This window comes from Candidatus Erwinia haradaeae (assembly GCF_900698965.1).
GTDB classification, from domain to species: domain Bacteria; phylum Pseudomonadota; class Gammaproteobacteria; order Enterobacterales; family Enterobacteriaceae; genus Erwinia_E; species Erwinia_E haradaeae_A.
In genome coordinates this window covers 169,943-195,697 of record NZ_LR217725.1, presented here as the reverse complement: position 1 = coordinate 195,697, position 25,755 = coordinate 169,943, and the positions used below count along the sequence as shown (strand labels likewise).

General features: G+C 34.9%; 17 protein-coding genes and 1 pseudogene. 5 read left to right on the top strand and 13 right to left on the bottom strand.

Going from position 1 to position 25,755, the window contains the following annotated elements:
- Positions 1 to 10: 10 nt before the first annotated feature.
- The 6 genes from pheS to trmB form a co-directional block, all read right to left on the bottom strand.
- Positions 11 to 994, bottom strand: coding sequence for a phenylalanine--tRNA ligase subunit alpha (gene pheS / locus CIPSTX3056_RS00615; protein ID WP_072666040.1), 984 nt, complete (start codon positions 992 to 994; stop codon positions 11 to 13).
- A 1,174-nt stretch (positions 995 to 2,168) separates the two neighbouring features.
- Positions 2,169 to 2,531 carry a 50S ribosomal protein L20 gene (rplT, locus tag CIPSTX3056_RS00610; protein WP_072666039.1) on the bottom strand — a complete coding sequence of 121 codons (363 nt, stop codon included), beginning with the start codon at positions 2,529 to 2,531 and terminating at the stop codon, positions 2,169 to 2,171.
- Between the two features lie 78 nt (positions 2,532 to 2,609).
- Positions 2,610 to 2,807, bottom strand: coding sequence for a 50S ribosomal protein L35 (gene rpmI, locus CIPSTX3056_RS00605; protein WP_072666515.1), 198 nt, complete (start codon positions 2,805 to 2,807; stop codon positions 2,610 to 2,612).
- Positions 2,808 to 2,899: 92 nt separating this feature from the next.
- Positions 2,900 to 3,451, bottom strand: a complete 552-nt coding sequence (gene infC, locus CIPSTX3056_RS00600; protein WP_072666516.1) for a translation initiation factor IF-3 — start codon at positions 3,449 to 3,451, stop codon at positions 2,900 to 2,902.
- A 15-nt stretch (positions 3,452 to 3,466) separates the two neighbouring features.
- Entirely contained in the window at positions 3,467 to 5,386 is a 1,920-nt protein-coding gene (gene thrS / locus CIPSTX3056_RS00595) for a threonine--tRNA ligase (protein ID WP_072666038.1), read from the bottom strand.
- Between the two features lie 376 nt (positions 5,387 to 5,762).
- The gene (gene trmB / locus CIPSTX3056_RS00590) at positions 5,763 to 6,482 is read right to left on the bottom strand and encodes a tRNA (guanosine(46)-N7)-methyltransferase TrmB (RefSeq protein ID WP_072666037.1); all 720 of its coding nucleotides are present in this window, start codon (positions 6,480 to 6,482) and stop codon (positions 5,763 to 5,765) included.
- 734 nt (positions 6,483 to 7,216) lie between these two features.
- Here trmB and CIPSTX3056_RS00585 point away from each other — a divergent pair.
- Positions 7,217 to 7,927, top strand: coding sequence for a TerC family protein (locus CIPSTX3056_RS00585; protein ID WP_072666036.1), 711 nt, complete (start codon positions 7,217 to 7,219; stop codon positions 7,925 to 7,927).
- A gap of 1,374 nt (positions 7,928 to 9,301) precedes the next feature.
- Here CIPSTX3056_RS00585 and rnt read toward each other — a convergent pair.
- From rnt to mutY, 4 genes are all read right to left on the bottom strand, one after another.
- Positions 9,302 to 9,952 carry a ribonuclease T gene (gene rnt / locus CIPSTX3056_RS00580; protein ID WP_072666035.1) on the bottom strand — a complete coding sequence of 217 codons (651 nt, stop codon included), beginning with the start codon at positions 9,950 to 9,952 and terminating at the stop codon, positions 9,302 to 9,304.
- A gap of 1,694 nt (positions 9,953 to 11,646) precedes the next feature.
- Complete coding sequence (gene mltC / locus CIPSTX3056_RS00575; RefSeq protein ID WP_072666514.1) at positions 11,647 to 12,735, bottom strand: membrane-bound lytic murein transglycosylase MltC; 1,089 nt, start codon at positions 12,733 to 12,735, stop codon at positions 11,647 to 11,649.
- Between the two features lie 43 nt (positions 12,736 to 12,778).
- Entirely contained in the window at positions 12,779 to 13,060 is a 282-nt protein-coding gene (locus CIPSTX3056_RS00570) for an oxidative damage protection protein (protein ID WP_072666034.1), read from the bottom strand.
- A 35-nt stretch (positions 13,061 to 13,095) separates the two neighbouring features.
- Entirely contained in the window at positions 13,096 to 14,148 is a 1,053-nt protein-coding gene (mutY, locus tag CIPSTX3056_RS00565) for an A/G-specific adenine glycosylase (RefSeq protein WP_072666033.1), read from the bottom strand.
- A gap of 981 nt (positions 14,149 to 15,129) precedes the next feature.
- Here mutY and CIPSTX3056_RS00560 point away from each other — a divergent pair.
- A complete protein-coding gene (locus CIPSTX3056_RS00560) occupies positions 15,130 to 16,332 on the top strand; it encodes an acetate kinase (protein ID WP_072666032.1) in 1,203 nt (400 codons plus the stop codon).
- Positions 16,333 to 16,605: 273 nt separating this feature from the next.
- On the top strand, positions 16,606 to 18,768 hold the full coding sequence (gene pta / locus CIPSTX3056_RS00555; protein WP_072666031.1) for a phosphate acetyltransferase: 2,163 nt from the start codon (positions 16,606 to 16,608) through the stop codon (positions 18,766 to 18,768).
- A gap of 483 nt (positions 18,769 to 19,251) precedes the next feature.
- Here pta and CIPSTX3056_RS00550 read toward each other — a convergent pair whose 3' ends face one another.
- Complete coding sequence (locus CIPSTX3056_RS00550) at positions 19,252 to 19,620, bottom strand: HIT domain-containing protein (RefSeq protein ID WP_072666030.1); 369 nt, start codon at positions 19,618 to 19,620, stop codon at positions 19,252 to 19,254.
- A gap of 544 nt (positions 19,621 to 20,164) precedes the next feature.
- Positions 20,165 to 20,704, bottom strand: coding sequence for an inorganic diphosphatase (gene ppa / locus CIPSTX3056_RS00545; protein ID WP_072666029.1), 540 nt, complete (start codon positions 20,702 to 20,704; stop codon positions 20,165 to 20,167).
- Positions 20,705 to 21,624: 920 nt separating this feature from the next.
- On the opposite strand from ppa, the gene CIPSTX3056_RS00540 reads away from it, so the two are divergent.
- Together CIPSTX3056_RS00540 and bamB are read left to right on the top strand one after the other, a co-directional pair.
- Positions 21,625 to 22,242, top strand: coding sequence for a Fe-Mn family superoxide dismutase (locus CIPSTX3056_RS00540; RefSeq protein WP_072666028.1), 618 nt, complete (start codon positions 21,625 to 21,627; stop codon positions 22,240 to 22,242).
- A 263-nt stretch (positions 22,243 to 22,505) separates the two neighbouring features.
- Positions 22,506 to 23,696 carry an outer membrane protein assembly factor BamB gene (gene bamB, locus CIPSTX3056_RS00535; RefSeq protein ID WP_072666027.1) on the top strand — a complete coding sequence of 397 codons (1,191 nt, stop codon included), beginning with the start codon at positions 22,506 to 22,508 and terminating at the stop codon, positions 23,694 to 23,696.
- 479 nt (positions 23,697 to 24,175) lie between these two features.
- Here the strand turns inward: bamB and ftsY are convergent.
- A pseudogene (ftsY, locus tag CIPSTX3056_RS00530) lies at positions 24,176 to 25,123 on the bottom strand (signal recognition particle-docking protein FtsY); the annotation flags it as partial.
- Positions 25,124 to 25,755: the final 632 nt, after the last annotated feature.

Genomic DNA, 25,755 nt, shown 5'->3' with positions numbered 1-25,755 from the left:
CATTTTCACCTTATTTGAATTGTTTAAGAAAACGCAAGTCATTTTCAAAAAAGACACGCAGATCACTAATACCGTAACGCAACATAGCTAAACGCTCCATTCCCATGCCAAATGCAAATCCAGAGTAGGCATGAGGGTCCACACCCATCGTTTTCATCACATTAGGATGGATCATGCCGCAGCCTAAAACTTCTAGCCATGCTCCATTTTCAGTCATTACGTCAATTTCAGCAGATGGCTCTGTAAAAGGAAAATAAGATGGGCGAAAACGTATCTGTATATCATTATTAAAAAAATTCTTGAGAAAACCTAACAAGATCCCTTTCAGATTGGCAAAGCTTATCTTATGATCAATAAGCAGACCCTCCATCTGATGAAACATGGGAGAGTGAGTCTGATCATGATCATTACGATACACACGGCCCGGAGCGATGATACGAATTGGTGGTGCTTGATTTTTCATAGCATGGATTTGCACCACAGAGGTTTGAGTGCGCAATAAGCGTGTTGAGTCAAACCAAAAGGTATCATGATCATTTCGTGCGGGATGATATTTAGGTATATTCAGTGCATCAAAATTATGATAATCATCTTCAATTTCTGGACCGGTAACGACTGAAAACCCTATCTCACAAAAAAGAGATTCAATGCAATCCATAGTGCGCGTAATAGGATGTAGACCACCCTGATCTCGTCTGCGACCAGGTAATGAAATATCAATGGTTTCTGCCATTAGACGTGTGTTCAGCGCTTGAGATTCGAGAATTTTTTTCTGCGTATTAAGCGCATCTTGTACACATTGCTTAGCCTTATTAATTTCCAGACCTAGTGATGAACGTTCTTCTCTTAGTAGTTTACGTAAGGTTGCTGCTTTAAGCGTAAGGTGTCCATGTTTACCTAGGTATTGCACTCGTACATAATCTAATGAAGAAATGTCTTGAGCATTGCTTATGGCAGCTTTTGCCTGAGTCACTAAATCTAAAATATCTACCATACCGTCCCTTTTTATTAGTTATTATAAATGCTTACATTATAGAATCCATATTCTGGTGTGACAGAATAAATACTACGGCATTTTATTTCTTATACATCTATTAACATTACAAAACTCTGATATGCCTCTAATATTATGCATATACATCTGAATCATTGAGATAATCATCTAATAATTTGTAAAGCGTGCATAGCACGCATATATTCTTATATACAATGTTGATTAATCTGATGATAAAATGTTTTCTAGAAATAGCTTCGGTATTTAAAACACCGGAATTTTTCAAAAACTACTACACTAATTTCAGTTCCTGCACGTACAGAGGAATATCAATAATATGTGATGGTTATCTAATCTATTCTGCTAGGTTACAATAAGAATTTTGATCTTCTACAACAACACAGGAAGCAGATCATTTGATTTAATTAAAGAATGCAAGCCTATTTTAAGCATAAAAACTTCAATCATCATATAAACATGCGTTGCAATGACTCTATATATTTGATGTGCTAATGAGCATATAAAATATAAATAAAATAAAGATGTTTTACATAAAAACTCTATAAATGTAGATAAGTTATAAAAATACCCATGAATTAAAGAAGAGCATCTAAAATTATCCTTGTGCTATACATAGTGTGTGACACTCTTTTATGCATATTCAGAACACTGATAATTGGGCGTTAACATAAGGAATACAAAATAGAAGAGAAGTGATAGTAATAATAATTCTGCATAAATCTATAGTGATATTCGGAACCTGAGATAATTAGACATTACGGACATTACGTATATAGAGAGGTAACTGAGACGCTACATTCAAATGTCATTTGAAGATCTCTGTGGATTTATATTGACGCTATCCACATAAAAATCCACCCGACTATAATTTATGATATATTGGGTATACAGATATCACTGGACCTTAATATATTAAAAATGATAAATCTCATATGGAAGCCTCTTTAAATGAGCTTGCAAATGTCAGAGAGGAGTCGCGTATATTAAAAATAAATCCCATCTCTAAGATACTTTACATCAGATCTATTGAGGTAATGTGCACTTGAATGCACCCGCCTATTCAAAACAGGCCTGATTATAATGCTAGCGCGTGATGATTGAGCTATCTTACAGAGAATGATAAGCACTGGAGTATATTTTCCTTTGTTCTGTCTTAGGATAACGCTCTAGATTCTTTTGCTTTTTCTGCCAACTGAGAGAATACGCTTTTATCAAATACAGCGATATCAGCTAACATCTTCCGATCAATAATAATTGAAGCCTGTTTTAAACTATTCATGAAAACACTATAAGACATACCATTCATGCGAGCGGCAGCATTAATACGTGATATCCATAGTCGACGAAACTGACGTTTACGCTGACGGCGATCACGGTAAGCATATTGACCAGATTTAATAACAGCTTGGCATGCAACACGATAAACTCGAGAACGCGCACCATAGTAACCTTTAGCTTGATGTAAGATTTTCTTGTGACGTGCGCGAGAAATTACACCACGTTTTACACGAGCCATGTAGCTCTCCTATGAAGTATCTATTTATCCCTTTTTCTACAAAAATACAATGATCGAGGAAAATACCTTAAGAGTTATTTAAGAGTACGGTAAGCAAGAAATAACTAGGTTGTGATCACTTTTTGAGACCATTGTTATAGGGCGTAAGTGACGTTTACGCTTAGTTGATTTTTTAGTCAAAATATGACGTAAGTTAGCATGTTTATGCTTAAATCTACCAGAGGCGGTCTTTTTAAAGCGCTTAGCTGCGCTACGTATAGTTTTTATCTTAGGCATCTGAAATTTCCATTTCATTTAATCCCCCGAAAGAAACCAAATAGAGCATTAAGTATGATACACATGCATTGTCTCATATACAGCTTATTGTTCTATTGTTTTTTTTTGGGAGAAAGTACCATAATCATTTGTCGACCCTCGATCTTTATAGGAAAAGATTCGACAATGGCTATATTTATATCTTCGCACAAAGCTTTTCGGACACGATGGATGATTGCCATTCCAATCTGCTGATGTGCCATTTCGCGACCACGAAAACAGAGGGTAATTTTGGTTTTATTACCCTCTTCTAAAAAACGGATCAAACTACGTAGTTTAACCTGATAATCTCCATCATCAGTGCCAGGACGGAATTTAACTTCCTTGATTTGAATAATTTTTTGCTTTTTCTTCTGTTCCTTGTACGATTTATTCTTTTCATAAAGAAACTTTCCATAGTTCATGATACGACAAACGGGCGGCTCAGCATTTGGGCTAATTTCAACAAGATCAACGCCAGCTAATTGAGCTTTTTCTAAAGCTTCAGTTAAACTAACAATGCCAATCTGTTCACCATCGATGCCTGTTAACCGAACTTCAGTAGCACGAATATCCCAGTTAATACGATTTGGGCGCACTGGTTGAACGCGTTTTCCACCTTTAATACTGTGCTCCTCCAATTAATGCAGATTATTTCGCCTGCGAATATCACCTTGTAGTTTTAACATCCAACTGCGAAAATCTACGCGACCTAAGTTATTTCCAAGTCGGGTACGAATAGATACCGTACCTTCTTCTACCTCTTGATCACCGCAAATTAAAAGATAGGGAACACGATGCAAAGTATGTTCACGGATTTTTAAACCAATCTTCTCGTGTCTCAAGTCTGCTTTTACTCGAATACCAATATCTTTGAGTTTGCATGTTAGCTCTGTAACATATTGACCTTGATTATGAGTGATACTCATAATCACAACTTGTAATGGCGCCAGCCATACAGGAAAAGATCCAGCATACTCTTCAGTCAAAATTCCGATAAAGCGTTCCATGGACCCTAGTATCGCACGATGAATCATCACTGGAACCTGACGTTCGTTATTCGCTCCTATGTATGATGCGTTTAGACGAGATGGTAATAGAAAATCTAATTGAATAGTACCACACTGCCATGACCTGTCTAGACAATCATGTAATGTAAATTCAATTTTAGGGCCATAAAAGGCGCCTTCCCCTGGCTGATACTCAAATTCAATATTTTTCTCTTTTAACACAGATACTAAATCAGACTCTGATCGATCCCATAATGCGCAACTACCAATTAATTTTTCTGGTCGTGTTGATAGCTTGACTGAAATTTTTTTAAAACCAAAGATACTATACATGTCATATAGCATTTCAAGACAACCATTGACCTCATTACGAACCTGTTCTTCCGTGCAAAAAATATGAGCATCATCCTGTGTAAAGCCACGCACTCGCATTAATCCATGTAAAGAACCAGATGGTTCATTACGATGACAACTCCCAAACTCAGCCATGCGCAACGGAAGATCTCGATAAGACTTCAGACCCTGCTTGAAAATCTGAACATGCCCAGGGCAGTTCATTGGTTTAATGCAATATTCACGATTCTCAGAAGATGTAATAAACATTGAGTCTCTATAATTATCCCAATGCCCTGTTTTTTCCCATAAGTATCGATCCATCAATAAAGGACTTTTCACTTCTTGGTAATCATACTTTTTTAATCTACTGCGTACAAATTTTTCTAACTCACGAAAAATCCTCCAACCGTCATGATGCCAAAACACCATACCTGGTGAATCTTCTTGGATATGATATAAATTCAGTTGCTTCCCGATTTTTCGGTGATCTCGTCTCTCTGCGTCTTTCACAAAAGAAAGATATGTCTTTAGTTGTGTTCTATTAGCCCATGCAGTACCATAAATACGCTGTAACATTTTATTACTGCTGTTGCCTCTCCAATATGCACCAGAAATTTTCTGCAATGTAAAATGATGACAAAATCTTATATTCGGGACATGAGGACCACGAGACATATCGACATATTGCTGGTGATAATATAAATTTAGATTAGCAGTCTGACTAATGCCCTCATCTAAAATAGATATTTTATAGTTTTCACCGCATTGACTAAAAATATGACGCGCCTCCTGCCAGCAAATATTTTTCTTTATTACATCATAATTTGTTTCAGCTAACTGGTGCATGCGTTGTTCAAGGCGCTTGATGTCTTCCTCTGTCAATCGATGATCAATATCTACATCATAATAGAAGCCATTTTCAATAGCTAGCCCGATAGCCATTTGAGCATCTGGCCAAAGTTGTTTTATTGCATGCCCTAATAGATGCGCACAGGAGTGACGGATGATCTGAATACCATCCTTATCTTGTTCCGTAATAATAATAATTAACGAATCTGATGTCACCTGATCAGATATATCAATCATGTGATTATTAACACGTCCAGCAATACACACCTTGGCTAATTCTGGGTGCATAGCCTCAACAATATCTATTAGTCTAACGGGCTCATTGAATAGCTTTTTTTTTCCGTTAGGCATAGTAACAAAAGGCATGAAACATCCTTAACTGTCAAGAATTCTTAACTGTCAAGCATTATGAAATCAATAATAATGCCACGGTTAATTGGAATATCACAACTGCTAGATTTTAACGTTAAATACAGCGCGATAGATCTTATCAGTTGTGTATCTTGCGCTTAAAACAGCATTAATCATACGCGCATTATCACGTATGATCATAATAATACTCGTCGTGTTTTATTATATTCACTTATATTATTAAGTACTTCTGTAGACAATACATCTCTATGGTTAAACTTTAATTGCTAGGTCATATCTTAATCTTGTGGTCTTGTAGATGTATTAACAAACTCTAAGATAGCATATTTATGCTATAACAAGTGGTATAAGTCAATCTATGATGTTACTGTTATATGACTCGCTTAAACATTAACTCCCATATCTGATGTCCTAACTGTTTCCCTTTTTGCTCAAATTTAGTATATGGCCTAAATGCTGGACGCTGTATCCAGGCACCGTTTTTAGACTGATTTTGATAGCCCGATACGACATTCATTACCATCAGCATGTGATTAGCATAAGATTCACAGTCAGTTACCATATGAAATGTTCCACCTAATTGCAACTTTTTTAGCACTAATTGAGCAAACTGAGCCTGCACGATACGCCGCTTATTATGACGCCTTTTTTGCCATGGATCTGGAAAAAAAATCTGTACTACGTCAAGAGTACCTGAACGCACCATAGTCTCTAGCACTGCTACTGCATCATGACATATAATACGAAGATTGGTAATATACTCTGCACGAGCTCTGATTAGGCACGCTCCCACGCCTGGCTTATAAACTTCAATGCCAAGAAAATTTTTTTTCGGGTTACACTTTGCCATATCGACTAAAGAAGAGCCCATACCAAACCCAATTTCTAATACTACTGGTGCAGCACGACCAAATACATCATTAAATTCAATTGGTTTGCACTGATATTCGATACCCATTTGTGGCCATAGTTGAGCTATAGCGCGCTTTTGACCCTTAGTGCAATGACTGTTTCTACTGACAAAACTCAGTATCCGATGCATGGGATAATGTTTGTTATATTGATCTTGTGCGATACTATGGTTCTTCATGGTTTTTGCTTTAGGCTCTATCTAGGCACAAACTATAGAGTCCAGTAGATAAAACGAGCATCCCTCCCTGCATGCAGCTATCTGATCAGATGATGTTAAGTTACAATCTATATCTATACGCACATTCTAGGTGTCACAATAAAACTGATAACTCTGAAAAACACTTCAGAGAATCTGGTACAAATCATGATATTCAAAGAACCCGATGATTTATCATCATACATGCATATTATAATACCACATAAATATAGTATATATTGCACTTGTCACTTATTTGATCTGGCTGAATAATTATTCAAATTGACTGAAATACTAAATACTGACACATTTATCACATAAATGCACTATCTAAGAATTTTTTATACACATCAAATCATAAAGCAATATGCCCCAAAAAAGGAGCCAGATATGGTCAAGCTTGACCTTCAAGTGCTTTTCTCTAAAACTATTTTGTGCTTTCATGAGGTATATATTTCAATATCACTTAGCATCACTCCATGGAAGAACTGAGTTCCTTCAAATTGTCTCTAATATTTTTGAACACTTGGATGTAAAAAGATTAGATGTATACGATCTTAATTACAGATCGAATTATTTCATCAGAGTTTTTAACTTATATAAAATTTTTAATTTATATGCAGTATATGCAATGTATTTTACTTCTATTATTTATAGAGCGAAGCTCTACGCATAATGGTTAAGTTTAACACCCTCGCTCTGGGAAACATAACACAATGTATGCACTGATTACGAATCCTGACGCATGGTTAGCTCTTGGCACATTAACGCTCCTTGAGATTATTCTTGGTATTGATAATATTCTTTTTCTATCATTAATAGTTGAAAAATTACCTAGAAACCAGCAAAACATCGCTCGTTGCATGGGAATGTCCATAGCTATGCTAATGAGACTAGTGCTTCTGGCGTCTATTACTTGGGTGATACACCTAACTAATCCAGTATGCACCCTAATGGGTCATAAATTTTCAATACATGACACTATACTATTATTTGGAGGGTTGTTTCTAGTTTTTAACTCTAGCGTTGAACTTTACAAAATCATGAAAGATTTGATTTTTTTAAAAAAAACTCATGCATGTCACTTCGCGTGGACAATCGTACAAATTATCCTACTAGATATGATTTTTAGCTTAGATTCAATTATAACTGCAGTTGGCTTATCTAATGACCTAGTCATAATGATGGTAGCTGTAGTGATTGCAGCTATAGTAATGGTATTTTTTTCCAGGCTGATTAGCGAGTATATTCAGCATCACCCCTCAATAAAAATTTTAGCACTTGTTTCTTTAATTTTAATTGGTATGACATTAGTATTAGAAGGATTTGAAGTTTATCTTGAAAAAAAATATATATATATTTCAATATTTCTTACAGTATCAATAGCAATCATAAAGATCTTATCTAATAAGACACGCCCCCATTAAAACAAAATTTTTTCTAGCTTATAGTTTACAAAAAAACTTCTTCAAGGATATTTTGAAGGATTTTAACAGAACTGAATCGTTAATTAACCATGATCAATATACTAACTTGGTCTCAATGCGATATATGCCGTAGCATTATAACTACCGTATTGATCTATATCAATATCAATAGACTTTTTTCTCCTGAAGATAGAAGAAACGCATTTTTTAAAATATATACTCTATTTAAAATTTTAACCTTAGTCACGGTAAAAATAAATTTAACCCAAAATTCTTGCTTGAGAACAATTGAACAATGTGTATCTATGAGTAAATTGTCGTATCATATATGCTTGAATTAAGTGAACAATATTAGTAGCAATAGAAAACTGCTCCTTAAGTAAAAGTGGATATTTAATATCCACTTTTACTCTAATAAACTGCATCTTTTTGATATCAGATCTAATCTATCATGGTGTATTAAGATTAACATTATAGATATTCACGAACATAGAGCTACTTTCAGTAATCTGCTTTATTATATCGTGTCAGACGCGCAGAATCTAAAATATTTCAACTAAAATTAAATTTTTATACGAAAACATATCGTATCAACATGCACGAATCCTATGGCATCTCTTGAGGACTACGAAAACACTGATCACTAGATCACTAAAGGTGATACCTAAAACTAAATAACATATAATATTCATTATTATCTGATATTTTATATAAAGTGCATCTAAATCTAGTTATATGCACATATATATCATACATAATCATATGCACCCTCTGTGATCAAATCAATGAAACTACATTCAGCAGTTTCTACAATCTAGAAAACATATGAATCTATTCTGTACATGAATATAGAGCTGTGTATCTAATTACAGAAAAACATTATTTTTAAACTATAAAAATTCAGATATCACTTTATGATAAATCTTTTTAGGTTTGATTGAATCATCACAGTCTTAAGACGATCAACGCAGGATATTGTCAACTATATTTTAGTGATATTTATTACGGATAGCAGATATAACCATACGTTATCAGTAACGAGCGTGACATCTCTAATACACTAAAATCAATTACACAGTATATTTATATACTGTGTAATTGATTTTTAACATCTAATAGATGAAAGAACTCTCTATACAAAGACATATAGTGACGTAATGGGTAAGTTTGACTGGATATAAGATTACTCTTAGATGAGAATTTTATAATTTATTTGAAAGACTTCTGACTTATCTTGTTTGTAAGTTACGAGTACTGTAATAATAAACATTAACAGTATACAATTCGCTCTGATTAAAAATTTTTCTAAAAACCTTATGACTGCGGGGGGATACTACTACTGTTTCTATACAATGCTATTGAGAAAAGTTCAGATTACAGTGCTATAACTGATGTGAGCGGCCACCCACCAAGACGCTTCCAACGATTGACAAGTTCGCAAAATAAATTTGCAGTCTGTATAGTATCATATAGTGCTGAATGCGCTTGCGCGTTATCGAATGGTATACCAGCTGTATTGCATGCTTTTGCTAAAACGGTTTGGCCAAGTACCAAGCCGCTTAATGCTGCAGTGTCAAAAGTTACAAAAGGATGAAAAGGATTTCGTTTTAAACGAGCACGTTCAATCGCAGCATTTATAAAATTTAGGTCAAATATAGCATTATGTGCTACAACCACAGCGCGATTACAGCCGCTCTTTGTCACTCCTTTTCGAACTAGTTTAAAAATAGCGTGCAATGCCTCTGATTCAGAAACTGCGCCACGTAGAGGATTCTCTGGATCAATTCCATTAAATGCCAACGCCTCAGGGTGAATTGTTAGTCCAGGAAATGGTTTAACGTGAAAGTGTAAGATATCATCTTTTCCAAGCCAACCATAGTTATCCATTTTAAGTGTAATGGCAGCTATCTCTAATAAAGCATTAGTCCTAGGATCAAAACCTGCAGTCTCTACATCAATCACTACTGGATAAAAACCGCGAAAACGACTGCTTAGTAGGCTATTTAGCTCATTTACGTCATGCATTATGTATCTTATCCAGGAACAATCAGTGAGAATTATAGAAAACTTTACTATTTGATATATCTGTGTTTCATACAGATACAAAGAAATATTTTATCTAATAGGTCTTCAATACCGCAAGCTATATCTAATATCTAATTTCGATTCATCGTGCAAACCCTGTGAGCGTGTTGTGATGATATGCTAGATAGCGTGCTATAACAAAAGTATTACATTATTACATAGATACGCATCTAGCATCCGAGTATATTAAGCTATCCAGAATAGCAATGATCACTGATTTTTATGATGACAATCTAAGATTTTTCATGCTGAATTAGCATAGAGCGCTTTTAGTAGAGGCATCTAATAAATATATTAGCCCATGAACTCTATTAGAGTATCATGAGCAAGTCTTGTATACAAGATACAGTCATGAGGAGAAATTAGGGTTGATTATACTATATTTGACCATTCAATAAGGTTGAGCGAAATGGTAGTCTAAATTTTTCTTACAAAAAAAATCAAGAGATTTTAATGTAATAGATAAAATCTATAATTAATATTTTTGAAATATATAATATATTCGATGCTCTATTATAGAGCTCTAATAAGACGCTTAATCTATGTATGATACTCTGAGTCAATCAAGTACTACTTTCTATACTGCGTTGTTATATAGAAAGTATAAATACTACACACTGTGTATCTTCGGACATAGATGAAGAGTCACTCCAAACATGATATTTAAAAAAATCTATAAGACATCAAGATAACACCATATATATGTTCGTATACTAAAGTTTTCTAAATCAGAGTTTTTGTAATTCCTGTAGTATCCTTGAAACGCGATAAAAATTGAATCTATTGTTTGATGTAAGATCGCAGATTTTTTTCAAATCAATCTAAAATACGTCACAATAAAATACAAATACTTTTATGATTAATTACTCTTAAAACCTTCTAGAATCAAGTGTAATCAATTTTTCTAACAATTATAGTCAGACAGGTGTTGATGAAAAATTAGAATTAATTTTTATTAGCAGATCAACACTGTATTGCACTTAAAAAAGCCACCTATAGCCACCTATAAGATATATTTTTTCATATGCAATGTGTTTTTATGATCTTTAAGAATTAAAGATTCTCTACAATATAGACAAGCGCGCATATATAATCAGTACTGTTTTATCTATAATTAGATTATTGTATCCTATATTGTATCCTTATTGTATCCTATATTGTATCCTAATTACGAGCTATACAAGACATGGATTTTATAAGATCCCTACTGAAGATTTATGTATAGATCTTTATTACTTATGTATTGAGTATATAAATAATAATTTTTCACACTATGTGTACTTTATGTCTGTATGTATACAATACATACATGAGTCACACTATGTGACGTAATAACAATATTAAGTTAAAGACACTATCATTATAATAATTAATGACTCTGCTGAAGTTAGAAAATCACATAAAACAGGCATCAAACAGGAATAAAATGCATCACAAAATGCTTAAAGTACTCAAAAATACTTAAAATATTTACAATTCATGCCTACTGCAATAAAAATTTTATGCATACTGCAATAGAAATGCGTCTATCAAGATAGATATCAGGATATCATGCAGTCAACAAAATTAGTTAATATGGCTCATAAGATAAATAATTTCATTATATCTTCATAAGAATTATTAAACAACTGTAATTAATAGGAATTATAAGATTTTTTTGCATGACAAACCTTATATAGATATCGTCGTGATTCAGCCGTAGGATGTTTACTAATAAGTACATTATACACTTCAACTGGAGAAAGCGTATTTATTATATAAATGGCACGATTTTTATTAGCAGAAAACACTCGTAGTACGCTACCAGAGCCACTGTGGTACGCAGTAATTACTGCATACAATCTTGAAGTAGGATTTTTAATATCAGATAGATAATTTCTCTGTAATAACGACAGATAAGCAGCTCCAGTATCGATGTTGTTCTCTGGATCTAACAGATATCTGCGGCTAGGCTGACCAGTTTTGCCATGCACTCGAAAAACATCTAGTCCCGCCGTATTCTGTACAATCTGCATCAAACCTAATGCGTTAGAATGACTAATAGCATATGGATTAAAACTGGACTCAGTGTTGATAATAGCTAAAATCAAAGACTGAGACACACCATAACGTTTTGCCATTTTTTGCACCAAAGGTAAATATTTATGTGCGCGTTGATCAATATGATTAGACACCATTGGGATAGTCACTGACCAAATCACATGCGAATTAGAATATCGATGCTCTCGTTTTGTTTTTATAAGATAGTCAGCATAAGTAGCAGCCATCTCTTGGCAGTCGATGGGTTTTCCAGTATTATCTAGAACCTGCCCATACAATAGGGGTTTGTGATGCTTTTCAGGTGCATTGTTTTCAAAAGACAGATCAATACCACAAGAGTCTTTACGCATGAGCAGAAGATTAATAATTGCCTTCCGCAAACAAAAAATAGGATGAACATGTGAAATAGTTGATAGAATAATTCGACCAGACTCAAAATCAACATGACTACGAGTATGGTACTGATCACTGTAATTTATATAATCTTTTGGCCCAGGAATCAGAACTGCTTTTCTTCCCCAAAGTATTTCAATATTATGAGAAAATTGCTCCATTAAGACATCGAAACCATCAGTATCTTTAATTGACCCCCCCCATACAGCCTCGTGTGTTCTCTGAGAACAGGAGATCAACGATATGAATAACAGAGCAAAAAGTAATATGGAAAAAAACTTTTTTATTATATGAGCACCTATCCATGTACAAAACGTTTTTTGCATGAAGCGCCTACAATTCTGCTGCTCGCCACACATGCTCTGCAGCAGTATCAATCTGATGTGTTTTGAATAAAAAATCAATCATCTCTTTTTCTATGACTTGTCGATGCGTCATATCAAACATGCTTAATTTTCTTTCATTAATAATTATCGTCTGTCTAGCAATCCATTGGCCCCATGCTTCTGCAGATATTTCATTAAAAATACGACGACCTAGATCACCAGGATACAACTGATAATCCTGACCCAAGGCCTTACGTTTTAAAAAAGTACAGAAAATCGTTCGACTCATCCTCTATCCTTACTACTGGTAATATTTGTGCTGTTTTATGGTTTTTGTATCGAGCGTAATGTATCTAGTAATCGATCTACTAATGCCGGGATACCAACAAGAGGAGGCTCCTTTAAGTTATACCAGAAACCTTTCCCGTAATGTACTTTTGCATAAGAAGAAGGCAATTTAAGCCGCATAGGTGTCACATCAAGATAAAAATGACTCAAAGTATGTCGAATCACATCCATCTGCTGTATGGGATATATGTCTAGCTCTTTATGATGAAGAGCTAGATTAAGCTCAGCTATAGACGCATACTGAGGGAATGCAAATAATCCACCCCATAAACCACATATTGGCCTCTTATCTAACCATATTTCCTGCCCTTGCTGTATAAGCAGTAACCAGTTAGTACGTGTAATCTTAGCCTTCCTGGGTTTCTTACCAGGAAGAGACTTCCAACTATCATATTTTCTAGCGTGACAATCAATATGCAAGGGGCATATTGCACATTTTGGACTAGATCGAGCGCAAATCACTGCTCCAAGATCCATCATTCCCTGATTGAATGGTCCAAAATCTTGTATTGGAGTAACTATTTCACTTATACGCCAAAAATATTTCACTACTTCTGTGTCTACAGGCCAAAAGGGTATACCATAATAACGAGATAAAACTCTCTTAACGTTCCCATCTAATATGCAGGCGCGCTTTCCTAACGCTAGTGAAAGAATAGCACCAGCAGTAGAACGTCCAATACCAGGCAAAGCGGCTATTTCTATAGCAGCGGTTGGGAAAACACCAGCGTGCTGTTCAGCTATTATTTTCGCTGCTTTATACAAATTACGCGCACGCGCATAATAACCAAGACCAGTCCAACAGTGCAAAACCTCATCTAATGAGGCTTGTGCTAAATCATTGATGGTAGGAAAACGCATCCTAAAACGTTTAAAATAAGGTATAACCGTCGTTACTGTGGTCTGTTGTAGCATCACCTCAGATAACCACACTGTGTAGGGTGTTTTATCTAGCTGCCATGGCAAGTTGTGGCGACCATAATGATGGTACCAATTCAAAACTCGTTGTGCAAAAATCGATGCCTGCATCATTACATCTATCGTACTTTATATTTAATAATAATTAGTTACAATGTGTATATACAAATTTTATATAGATACCGATAATCCTAGTTATTAAGGAGTGATAAGTAATATTAGTACAAATATCTACATGATGCACTATATCTAATTAAATTAGATATAGTCTCTATAGACTTAACTATACTATAGAGTAGTATCTATAAAACTAATATTTTTTATCAAAACACATTGGAGATACAAGTGGAAGAAATTTTTGTAACTTTAAATGTATTAGTCATAAAAATTTTTATTTTCAAGGTTATTAACCAACTCTAGATAATCGTAATAAAAATCAACTCTGTCATAAAATTTACATGTATTTTGTACTACATTCAGTTATAAACTATCAATGGATATATTTTATTATTTATTATAAAGATAATCATAATTATTTTCATTCTCATTCTGTTAATACTTGTAAATACCATTCTATAAATATACTATATTCTACTAATTCTTTCTAGTAATCTATAAAATTAATTAATATTATTATAGCCACCTGTTATCGTTTATAATACAATAGTCATATTAAGAGAGATCATCAAAGCAATAATCATTAGCAGGATATTTTATCGCCATTCTATGGTTTTTTTTTGACCCAGCAGGGGTAAGCGTTCTACTGATATGCTATATTTATGGCTCATAGAGTTATACAGACCTTCGCTATGATGAGATAATAGATAATACAATATTTCACACAGTAACATAATCGCATATTACTATACGCAGCCTGTCAAAGAATTATTGGCCTATACCTTCTCTCATCTGGCGTTGGCACCCCTTAAATAACATATAAAACTAACTAATTAAGTAACATGACTATAATGCTCTTAAATCAAAACCATAGACTCAATAATCTTTACATTAAAAGCAAATAGATATATCAATCTATATTAAAATATAGTAATTTTCTTGGATTATCTTACTTAAAATCTTAAAGGCTCCATCATGCCTAACAAGTTAGTTCTGGTTATTAACTGCGGGAGTTCTTCCTTAAAGTTTTCTATTATTAATCCTGAAAGTGGTGATGAACACTTGTCTGGTTTAGCTGAATGCCTCTACCTTCCGAATACATGTATTCATTGGACACTGAAGAGAGTTAAAAGAACACAGCGTCTAGAAGATAAAACAGAACACAAGGAAGTCTTGAGTTTTATAATAAATACTATTTTAGCATCACAATCTAAACTCTTTGGAGAAATTTTTGCTATCGGGCACCGTATTGTGCACGGTGGTCCAAAATTCACGCGCTCTGTCATTATTGATGAAAACTTTCTCCGAGAGCTGCATCACTTGTCATCGTTTGCCCCACTACATACTCCCGCGCACATAATTGGTATTACTGAAACTCTAAAACACTTCCCTAGCTTATCTCATAAAAATGTTGCTGTATTTGATACTGCATTCCATCAGACAATGCCGGAATCATCCTATCTCTACGCATTGCCTTATAAGTTGTGCAAAGAATACGGTATACGTCGCTATGGAGCACATGGCACTAGCCATAGTTATGTAATGCAAGAAGCGGCTAAATTTCTCAAAAAATCAGTGCGAGAGCTACATCTTATTACGTGTCATCTAGGCAATGGTAGCTCAGTAGCAGCTATTCTTAAAGGTCAGTGTGTGGATACTTCTATGGGTCTTACCCCGCTTGAAGGTCTCGTTATGGGGAGTCGTAGTGGCGATATTGATCCCGCTATTATATTTTTTTTACACGACAAACTAGGCATGAACATAGCTGACATTAATCACATGCTAACTCATGAATCTGGCTTGCTAGGTCTTACTGGGGTCACTAGCGATTGTCGTTATCTGGAAAATAACTATTCATCTAAAACCGATGCAAAACGCGCTATGGATGTTTACTGTCATCGACTTGCAAAATATATTGCATCCTATATCGCAGTGATGGATGGACGTTTAGATGCAATTATTTTTACCGGAGGTGTCGGAGAAAATTCTTATATGGTTCGTGAATTCACGTTAAACCAATTAACCCTATTAGGTGTTAAGGTGGATCATGATCGTAATTTACTTGCTCGTTTCGGTCGATCAGGGTTTATCAATCAAGATAATACTTTGTCGGTTCTTGTTCTACCAACCAAAGAAGAATTAATGATTGCTCGAGATGCAATATTGCTAACAACATGATGTTCAATACAGGTCTAGGATTAAACATAGTAATAGTACAAATACATGCTCGTTCTGTCACACAAACCAATCTATAATTATAGCGAAAACTGAATAACAGGACTTAAAGATCTCATGTATACAATACTCAGTCTATGATCGTCTCTCAATTTCAGTCTATTTGTAGCGATTGACTAATCAAAGACGCGCTCTAATATCTACTATATAAAGATCTGACAATATCGATCACCGTATATCCTTTATGTCATCAACAGAACTATGGGAGAAATCGTTATGGCACGTACTATTATGTTTATTCCTAGGGATGCCTGTATGGCTTTTAATAATCTCCTTGGAGGTGTTTTTCGTGCTATAAAAAATTCAGGAATACGTGTTGGCTTTTTCATACCTATAGCTCAAATATGTAATCACAGAACGCCAAGTTCTACAAAGATTGATGACAATATTAACCCATTAAACATCAATCTAGAAGGCTCTGCTGTATCTATGCACCATGTGACTAAGCTCATTCGATCCAGTCAGGTCGATATACTCATGGAAGAGATCTTTATCAGATATAATCAAAGCATAGATAAGAATGATGTTATTTTAGTACAAGGTTTAATACCGTCATACAATAATCCATATATCTCTATGCTAAACAATAAAATAGCTCAGATGCTAGATGCTGAAATTATATTGGTAACTACAGCTACCACAGTAGATAATAATTCTTTGCCGAAACTCAAAGAGCAAATAGCACTAATTGCACATAGCTTTAGGATCAGTCAAAATAAGAACATTATAGGTATTATTGTAAATCACATTGATAATCAACTTATAGGCATTAACGATTTCTCTTCTAGAGAATCAGGTGTAATCGGTACTGCACATAACCATAGCCTATTTAATCTCAATAAACAAAATCTTGTCGATGAAACACCAATTCCACTGCTAGGATATATACCGTGGAGTTTAGAAATAGCTTCTCCTCGATCTATTGATATATTTCGTTATCTACACGCATCGCCCATTAACACAGGTAAGATGAGACGTGTCACATCAATCATGGTCTGCACATATCCTCTAGAAGATACGCTTGAGATTTTCCGACCAGGTGCATTGCTGGTGATATCTTCTCATCAACTAGATGTGTTATTAGCAGCCTGCTTAGCCGCGTTAAATAATATACACATCGCTGGAATCCTACTAACCGACAGCTACTCTATAAATCAAGCGAAGTGGAAATGGTATAACGTCGTGTTTCAGACTGGACTGCCAATATTCCAGGTTGCAATGAATATTTGGGAAACGGTATCACATCTCAACAGGTTTACGTTAGAAGCAGCCAGAGATGACATTACAAATATTGATCGTATACAGACATATGTAGCGCGGCATATTTCCATCAAATGGGTTGACTCTTTGCATCAGTCTATTGTAAAACACTCCATCATAAAGAGATCTAACTTATCTTCAGCAGAATTCAAGTATCAGCTTATTCAGCGATCTCGCAAAATGAAAAAGTGCATTCTTCTCCCAGAAGGGGAAGAACCTCGCATTATTCGAGCTGCTACTATGTCTGTTAAACGAGGTATTGCAAATTGTGTACTATTGGGTAACCCAGACAATATTAAACGCATAGCATTTCAGTTAGACATCCAACTCAGTTCAGATATCCAAATCATGAACCCAGAGATTATACGAGAACAATATGTAGACCGTCTTATAGAGCTTCGGAAAACCCAAGGTATGACTAAACTCCTTGCTCATCATCAGTTAAAAGATAATGTAGTGCTTGGCACCATGATGCTTGAGCGGAATGAAGTAGATGGTTTAGTCTCCGGATCAATAAACACTACTGCTAATACCATTCGACCCGCATTGCAACTGATAAAAAGAATACCAAATAATCTACTCGTATCTTCTGTATTCTTTATGCTTTTACCTAAACAGGTATTGGTCTACGGTGATTGCGCTATTAACCGTAATCCTAACCCAGAGGAGCTTGCCGACATTGCTATACAATCCGCAAATTCAGCGATAGCATTTGGAGTCGAGCCGCGTATAGCGATGATCTCTTATTCTAGTGGTCACTCAGGGACTGGTGAAAGCGTAGAAAAAGTACGACAAGCGACACATATTGTTAAGGCAAAGCGACCTGAGCTACTGATCGATGGCCCGTTACAGTATGATACTGCTATTATGTCTAATGTGGCACAATCTAAGGCCCCTACCTCAGAAGTAGCCGGTCAAGCTACTGTATTTATCTTTCCAGATCTCAACACTGGAAATACTACCTATAAAGCAGTTCAACATTCAGCAAATATTAATGCTATTGGACCAATGTTACAAGGTTTAGGCAAACCAGTGAATGACCTATCACGTGGTGCTCTGGTTGAGGATATTTTTTATACCATTGCCCTAACCGTCGTGCAAGCATCAATATGCTATTAATGTGATATAGATCATTATATATGATCTATATCAAAGAAACCTCTAGAGCAGAACTAGACTTGCACTCACGCATTTAATATATATCTAATATCTTTAGAGCTTCGACAGGTTTCTAGAAGAAAATATTGGCCTGTGAAATAGTAAATATTATAAATACATATATATTATGTATGTTCAAATCTTAACCATGTGCCAAATACAAGCAATAACAGAAATCTTGCTATTTAATTTGAGATCACTAAAAAGTTTATTTTACTACAAATAGCGTATCAAATAGTTCTCGATAAACCATTCTATTGATTGTGCTCTGCTCTGTTTAGCAGCAATGGCTGATCACATTAATGCACTTCTTTATTCATAGAACTTTCATAAAAATTCTTTTATAATTCTGAAAAAATTTATAAGCTAAACTTGTTTTTGTGTAAGACTACTAGGGTTTAATTATAACGAAGCTAAAAATAAAAAACTTATCTTTAATATTAATTAAGACTTAATATTATTATTAACTAACATAGGTCCCAGCGGACAGCCTCCAATTAGATGTAAGTGAAGATGATATATCTCTTGTCTTCCGTGTTTATTGCAGTTGATAATTAAACGATACCCATCTTCTGAAATCCCTTCAGTTTTGGAAATTTTAGAAGCTAAAATAATCATGCGCCCCAGTAGAGCCTCATGGTGATCAGCTACATCATTAAGTGTTGGAATTAGAATATTTGGTACAATTAAAATATGTGTCGGAGCACAAGGAGAGGCATCACGAAACGCTGTGACTAACTCATCTTGATAAATAATGTCTGCTATTATTTCATGTTGAATAATTTTACTAAAAATAGTATTTGTGGTTGCCATAATCAAAATCGCCTTTCAATAAAATCTAAAATAGTCAGAAAGAAGTGAAGACGTAGCAAATATTTGTTGCGATATACTTCAATAACAGTATTAAAGAACAATATTAAAGTATATTTTATCTAATAACGTACTACGAGAATGCGTCTCAAGAACAACTGTACTAGAGATACAACACACTAAAGATACAACACATATAATGAAGCTATCAATACATCATAAGTATCAAAACAAATTTGATGAAAATTATGAGAACCAGAAAAATCACCATACATTGAAAAGACAATACATACCAAGATTAATAAAAATCATATTAATCTATTTGAAATTAAGTTAATTTTTATTAACTCAGCAATATATGTTCTGTTTTTGTGTGCATAATTTCATTATAGATAATATTATTCAGATATGCATTTATTATAGATATACATCAGCGAATACCTCTCTATGGAAACTGTAAGCATATATTAACCATGACGAATATCATTAAACGATGATGGTAATGAATTGTGTATAGACTGATCACTCTGTAGATTCTTAATAGCACTCAACCTATGTTTTGCGCCTGAAATCTCCTGCTAGAAGAAAGAATTTCATCCTTTGCGGCTGTAACGTTTTTCCAGCCGTCCACTGTAACCCATTTTCCCCCTTCTAAGGCCTTATATTGTTCGAAAAAATGTTGAATTTGATTGCGCAGTAGTTCTGATAGATCCGATACATCTTGAATATGCCCATATTCTTTGCTTAGCTTCTCTATTGGTACTGCAATGATCTTAGCATCTGGACCTGACTCATCAGTCATTTGCAGCATGCCAATAGGACGACAACGGATAACCGATCCTATCTGAAGTGGATAAGGCGTGAGCACCAACACATCTACTGGATCTCCATCTTCAGATAGGGTGTAATTTACATAGCCATAATTACAGGGATAGAACATGGTGGTTGCTATGAATCTATCGACAAATAAAACCCCGGTTAATTTATCCACTTCATATTTTATAGGATAAGAGTAAGCTGGAATCTCCGTAATAACATAAATATCATCAGGCAGATTGCAACCATCTGGAACATTTTTTATACTCATAACTGCTCCTTAATATTATTCATAACTATAATCGTGAGAAGGGCGGTGTACATAACAACAACGGCATTATCAGTAGAAGTTCTTTTTATGAAACGCTAGAAAATTAGTTATGAAACACTAGAAAATTAGGCTTTATCTTAGATCTCAATACATAGTACTACCAGAAGGCTTGAATATAGACCATAATGAGCCACATACTTCTGACCTAACCGGTTACTTAACTTATTTAGCACATGCTAGTATCAATATGCTTAGTTAGAACAGTTTCTAGAAAGTGTTGCTCACAAAATATCTAGTCAAATACAGTTTGTCGAAAATGAATAACATTTAATGGACACAAATTATAACAGCAGCTCTTTAGGAGAAAAATAATATAATACTAAAACTATATGATAATACTAAACTCAGAAATGAGCCTAAAATTGGCGATATCAGCGTTAGAAACGTATAGCCTTTAATTATTCAACCCACCATGCGATCACTTCCTAAGTCTCTCATTGTATAATGATGTAGCATCATGCACAGATACAAGCCACAAAATAGTACAAAAACCATAGTTACAGTAAACATCTACATTTTATGTAACTTTTATAAACCATAAAACAGGGATCTGTGTTGCATTATGCATTATAGCACTTGTAGCACCGATAACAGATTAATTCGTACGCACTGTTGTAAATCACGTCAATGAAAAGCACCACAAAATCATGATAGTAGTTATTAATAACAGCTTTTACTTACCGCATTGAGTAAAATGTCAGTGATATTACTGCAGAAATATATCTTTTATTACTTTATTCCTTACTAGTTGTATTGTAGTATACAATGCCAGTGATTTGCTGCTCTTTTCTGGTAATTATCAGAGCATTAGTAGCAATCACCATTACAGTAGATTACACCAAGTACACTGGAGATAGCATATGAGTTATACACTACCAGATCTACCTTATGCATATAACGCACTAGAGCCTTATTTTGATCAAACTACGATGTTTATTCATCATACTAAACATCATCAGACTTATATTGATAACGCAAATCTCGCTTTGGCAGGTACTGAGTTTTCAGATACTCTAGTTGAGCATCTAATTTCCGCATTAGATCAAGTACCTGATAATAAAAAAAATATATTACGCAATAACGCTGGAGGGCATGCAAATCATAGCTTTTTTTGGAAAGGCTTAAAACCTAATACGCATTTAAAGGGAGACCTAAAGAAAGCTATTGAAAACGATTTCGGTAGTATAGATCATTTTAAAGAGACCTTTGAAAGAGCGGCGTCTTCTTGTTTTGGTTCTGGCTGGGTTTGGTTAGTGCGCAAAAATAATAAATTATTAGTAGTATCCACCACTAATCAAGACAATCCCCTTATGGGAGAATTAATCTGTGGTACGTCTGGTACTCCAATCCTTGGCTTAGATATATGGGAACACGCTTACTATCTAAAATATCAAAACCAACGAATGCATTATGTTAAGGCGTTCTGGAATATAGTAAACTGGGATCAAGCGTCTATAAATTTTGTAAAAACTATGTAATGTGTTAAACTACACACCAAATATTAGATGTTTATGATTTATTGAGTAATACAGCATAAGCTATCAATTCTCATTGATAGTACATGGAACTCTAGTTGGTTAGATGATTTTATCACGAATCTCTTCGCGTTCATCTCTTAAGTACAGTGTATGACATTATTGATAGCATAAAACATAGTCCATTTCGACGCAGAAGGATATCAATAAAATTTAAGAGGATTTTTTAATAGAGTGCCCGTGCATCTAATACAATAAGGAATGTAATGATATTTATTAAACTCTTGGCAAGAAACTGTGTATTACTTGCCTTACTGAATGGGTGCTCATGGTTTAGCGGTACAGATAATTTCGAAGAAATATCCATACTACCAAAAATACACAACCAGTTTAATCCAGAGAAAATCTGGAGCACCAATATTGGTAATGATGTTAGTCACTTTTACTCTAATCTACGTCCAGGATATTCTAATAATACTGTTTATGCTGCTGATCGAAATGGCATAGTAAAAGCTCTTAATGCAGTAAACGGTAAAGAAAAATGGAAAGTTAATCTCTCAGATCATACATCCTTTTTCTCTGCAAACCGGCCAGCATTGCTGGCCGGTGGGGTAACACTTAATAGTAATTATATCTATATTGGAACCGAGCGTGCTACAGTCTTTGCTCTCAATCGTGATGATGGATCAATCGCCTGGAAAACGAATGTCATGGGCGAGGTGCTATCTGCTCCGGTAGTAAGTGATAATCTTGTACTGGTGCATACTAGTAATGGTCTGCTACAAGCTCTAGATCAGTTCAATGGTGTCGTGAAATGGTCGGTCCATCTTGAAGTGCCTAAATTTAGTTTGCGCGGCCAGTCCTCTCCAGCTACTACATGTGGTACTGCAATTGTAGGAGGTGATAATGGTTCCGTCAGTGCGATTTTAATTAATCAAGGTCAGATTATATGGCAACAGCGTATTGCTTATCATAGAAGCATCACTGGAGCACAGCAATTATCTGATGTTGACACAACCCCTTTAATTATAAACGGGGTAGTATATGCTTTAGCATATAACGGTGATCTGGCAGCGCTAGACATACAATCCGGCCATGTACTATGGCATCGTTATATTAGTTCGATACATGATATGATTACTGATGATGAAAAGCATATATTCCTAGTCGACCAAGATGATCGTTTGCTAGCTCTTAATATGGACAATGGCACCCAGATCTGGCAACAGAACAGCTTGTTACACCGTCATCTCACACCGCCAATACTATATCACAAAAATTTAGTTGTAGGTGATAGTAAAGGTTATCTTCACTGGGTAAATCCTAAAAATGGCGCTATAATGTCTCGACAAAAATTAGATAATACAGGGTTTCAAGCTAAACCACTAGTTACTAAGGAGTCCCCACTATTCATTATTCAATCCAAGAGCGGTAAAGTTCATGCGCTTATGCATTAAGAATCTAGGTACCCAATAATACAATTTAAATGTGATTTGGCGTTTTTGCTCTTAACATTACTGCAAGAGACACTACTTAAGCTAGTTTAAAAGACAGCATGCACACAGATATAGCTCCAATCCATATCTGTGTGCATGCTGTCTTTATGTTATATGATATTGATATGCACCAATAAATCTAGTTTGTCACGCTCGAGGTATCATTGATAGAGTGACAGTGATTTCTTGTGTGACAATACATGTCTTACAAAGACAATAGGCACTGTACATAACACAGCCAAGGCTTTTTTAAAAAAATCTTCTTTTATACAATGAAACATATGATACTTTTTTAGATAAACTTATACTGGGCTGAATATCCTATGCCTGGTTCTCCAATGATTATCTTAACGAGGATTGCACATAAATCATCATAGTGCCACCCAAAAATTCTTAATCTAAACCGACACAATTCAGGCGCATCTAATTCAGACCAGAGCCTATTCTTGAGAAAACAGCGCATCTATAAAAGAGTTAACTTGAAAAACACGTAAATCTTCTAAGGTTTCACCAACAGTAATATACCGAATCGGAATGTTAAATTTATCAGCTATTGAAAATATAACACCACCTTTCGCCGTCGTATCTAACTTAGTTAAAGTAATGCCAGTTAGGCCAATAGCTTCATGAAAAAATTTAGTTTGACTGATAGCATTCTGCCCAGTGCTAGCATCAATAGTTAATAAAACCTCATGAGGAGCGCTACAATCTAATTTTTTCATAACACGAATGATTTTTTTTATCTCAGCCATAAGATATGTTTTATTCTGTAAGCGTCCAGCGGTATCTGCTATCAGGACATCCATATGGCGTGATTTTGCAGCTTGTATAGCATCAAAAATTACTGCCGCAGGATCTGAGCCACTTGGTTGTGCTATCACCGGAATGTTATTACGTGATCCCCAGACTTCTAGTTGCTCAATAGCTCCTGCACGGAAGGTGTCTCCTGCAGCTAACATCACTAATTTACCTTCATTCTGAAACTTTCGCGCTAACTTTCCAATAGTAGTGGTTTTTCCAACACCATTAACACCAATCATTAAAACAATAAATGGCAATCTTCCTGAAACATCAAGAGGTACCTCAACTTTACATAAAATCTCAGATAAATTAGTTTTTAATTGTCTATACAGCAATTCTTCATTATCAATTTTTTTATCATTTATCTGAGCCTCTAAAGTACGGATAACACGATTAGTGGTATCTATACCAATATCAGCCATTAACAACTGATCCTCTAGCGCTTTGAGTAAGCCCTTGTCAATGGTTTTCCCTCGTAATAAATGCATTACTCCATCAACCAAGTAACTACGTGTCTGCTCTAAGCTAAGTTTTAGACGATTATAGAACCCGCCCTTGATTGCATTTTTTTTCTTTTGCAGATATTCAAGATCTGACATAGTGATTATTCCACCTATCATGCACCATAGAAAGCGCCATATATAACTAGCCTGAGATATAATAATTCATTGTAGTATAAAAAGTTGTACCTCGTATATACTCTATTATTGCACCCATATGAGAGTTTTTTTATTGAGCACCATTAACTTAAATCGTTATTATAAGATTATCTTAGATTAGCTTAGGTAGCGATGAGTCATTAGCTGTATCTATTTTCTTATTTTGTCTTAGGGATGTTTTCTAATCGATCTCATGATTTTAGAAGCTTACCCAAGACCCAGGGGACATTCTTAGCACTGTATACATTCAATAGTTATAACACTGTAGTGCTTAAACATATCCAATACCTATAGTTTTACAGCATGATGTGTCCTGAATAAACCAAATACAAAATATAAATAATATCTATGTTAGATATTTCAACAATATGATATGCCTCTGCTATACATGATGTTGTACTATACTATCTAGATCATCATAGATCTGTCGACACTGCATGTTTATGACATGTCTTGAATGTTTTCATAGCTAATCAGTAACAGTAGAACAGTAGAATATACAGAAAGATAATCTATAACGCTGATCATGTGTCATAGAGACACAGTACGTCATAGCTTTA

Coding starts and splice junctions, on each gene's coding strand:
- mutY (WP_072666033.1), bottom strand. CDS start 14,148: ATGCAGGCATCGATTTTTGCACAACGAGTTTTGAATTGGTACCATCAT.
- rnt (WP_072666035.1), bottom strand. CDS start 9,952: ATGCATGACGTAAATGAGCTAAATAGCCTACTAAGCAGTCGTTTTCGC.
- thrS (WP_072666038.1), bottom strand. CDS start 5,386: ATGCCTTTTGTTACTATGCCTAACGGAAAAAAAAAGCTATTCAATGAG.
- rplT (WP_072666039.1), bottom strand. CDS start 2,531: ATGGCTCGTGTAAAACGTGGTGTAATTTCTCGCGCACGTCACAAGAAA.
- rpmI (WP_072666515.1), bottom strand. CDS start 2,807: ATGCCTAAGATAAAAACTATACGTAGCGCAGCTAAGCGCTTTAAAAAG.
- pta (WP_072666031.1), top strand. CDS start 16,606: ATGGCACGTACTATTATGTTTATTCCTAGGGATGCCTGTATGGCTTTT.
- ppa (WP_072666029.1), bottom strand. CDS start 20,704: ATGAGTATAAAAAATGTTCCAGATGGTTGCAATCTGCCTGATGATATT.
- pheS (WP_072666040.1), bottom strand. CDS start 994: ATGGTAGATATTTTAGATTTAGTGACTCAGGCAAAAGCTGCCATAAGC.
- CIPSTX3056_RS00560 (WP_072666032.1), top strand. CDS start 15,130: ATGCCTAACAAGTTAGTTCTGGTTATTAACTGCGGGAGTTCTTCCTTA.
- CIPSTX3056_RS00585 (WP_072666036.1), top strand. CDS start 7,217: ATGTATGCACTGATTACGAATCCTGACGCATGGTTAGCTCTTGGCACA.
- bamB (WP_072666027.1), top strand. CDS start 22,506: ATGATATTTATTAAACTCTTGGCAAGAAACTGTGTATTACTTGCCTTA.
- CIPSTX3056_RS00540 (WP_072666028.1), top strand. CDS start 21,625: ATGAGTTATACACTACCAGATCTACCTTATGCATATAACGCACTAGAG.
- CIPSTX3056_RS00570 (WP_072666034.1), bottom strand. CDS start 13,060: ATGAGTCGAACGATTTTCTGTACTTTTTTAAAACGTAAGGCCTTGGGT.
- trmB (WP_072666037.1), bottom strand. CDS start 6,482: ATGAAGAACCATAGTATCGCACAAGATCAATATAACAAACATTATCCC.
- CIPSTX3056_RS00550 (WP_072666030.1), bottom strand. CDS start 19,620: ATGGCAACCACAAATACTATTTTTAGTAAAATTATTCAACATGAAATA.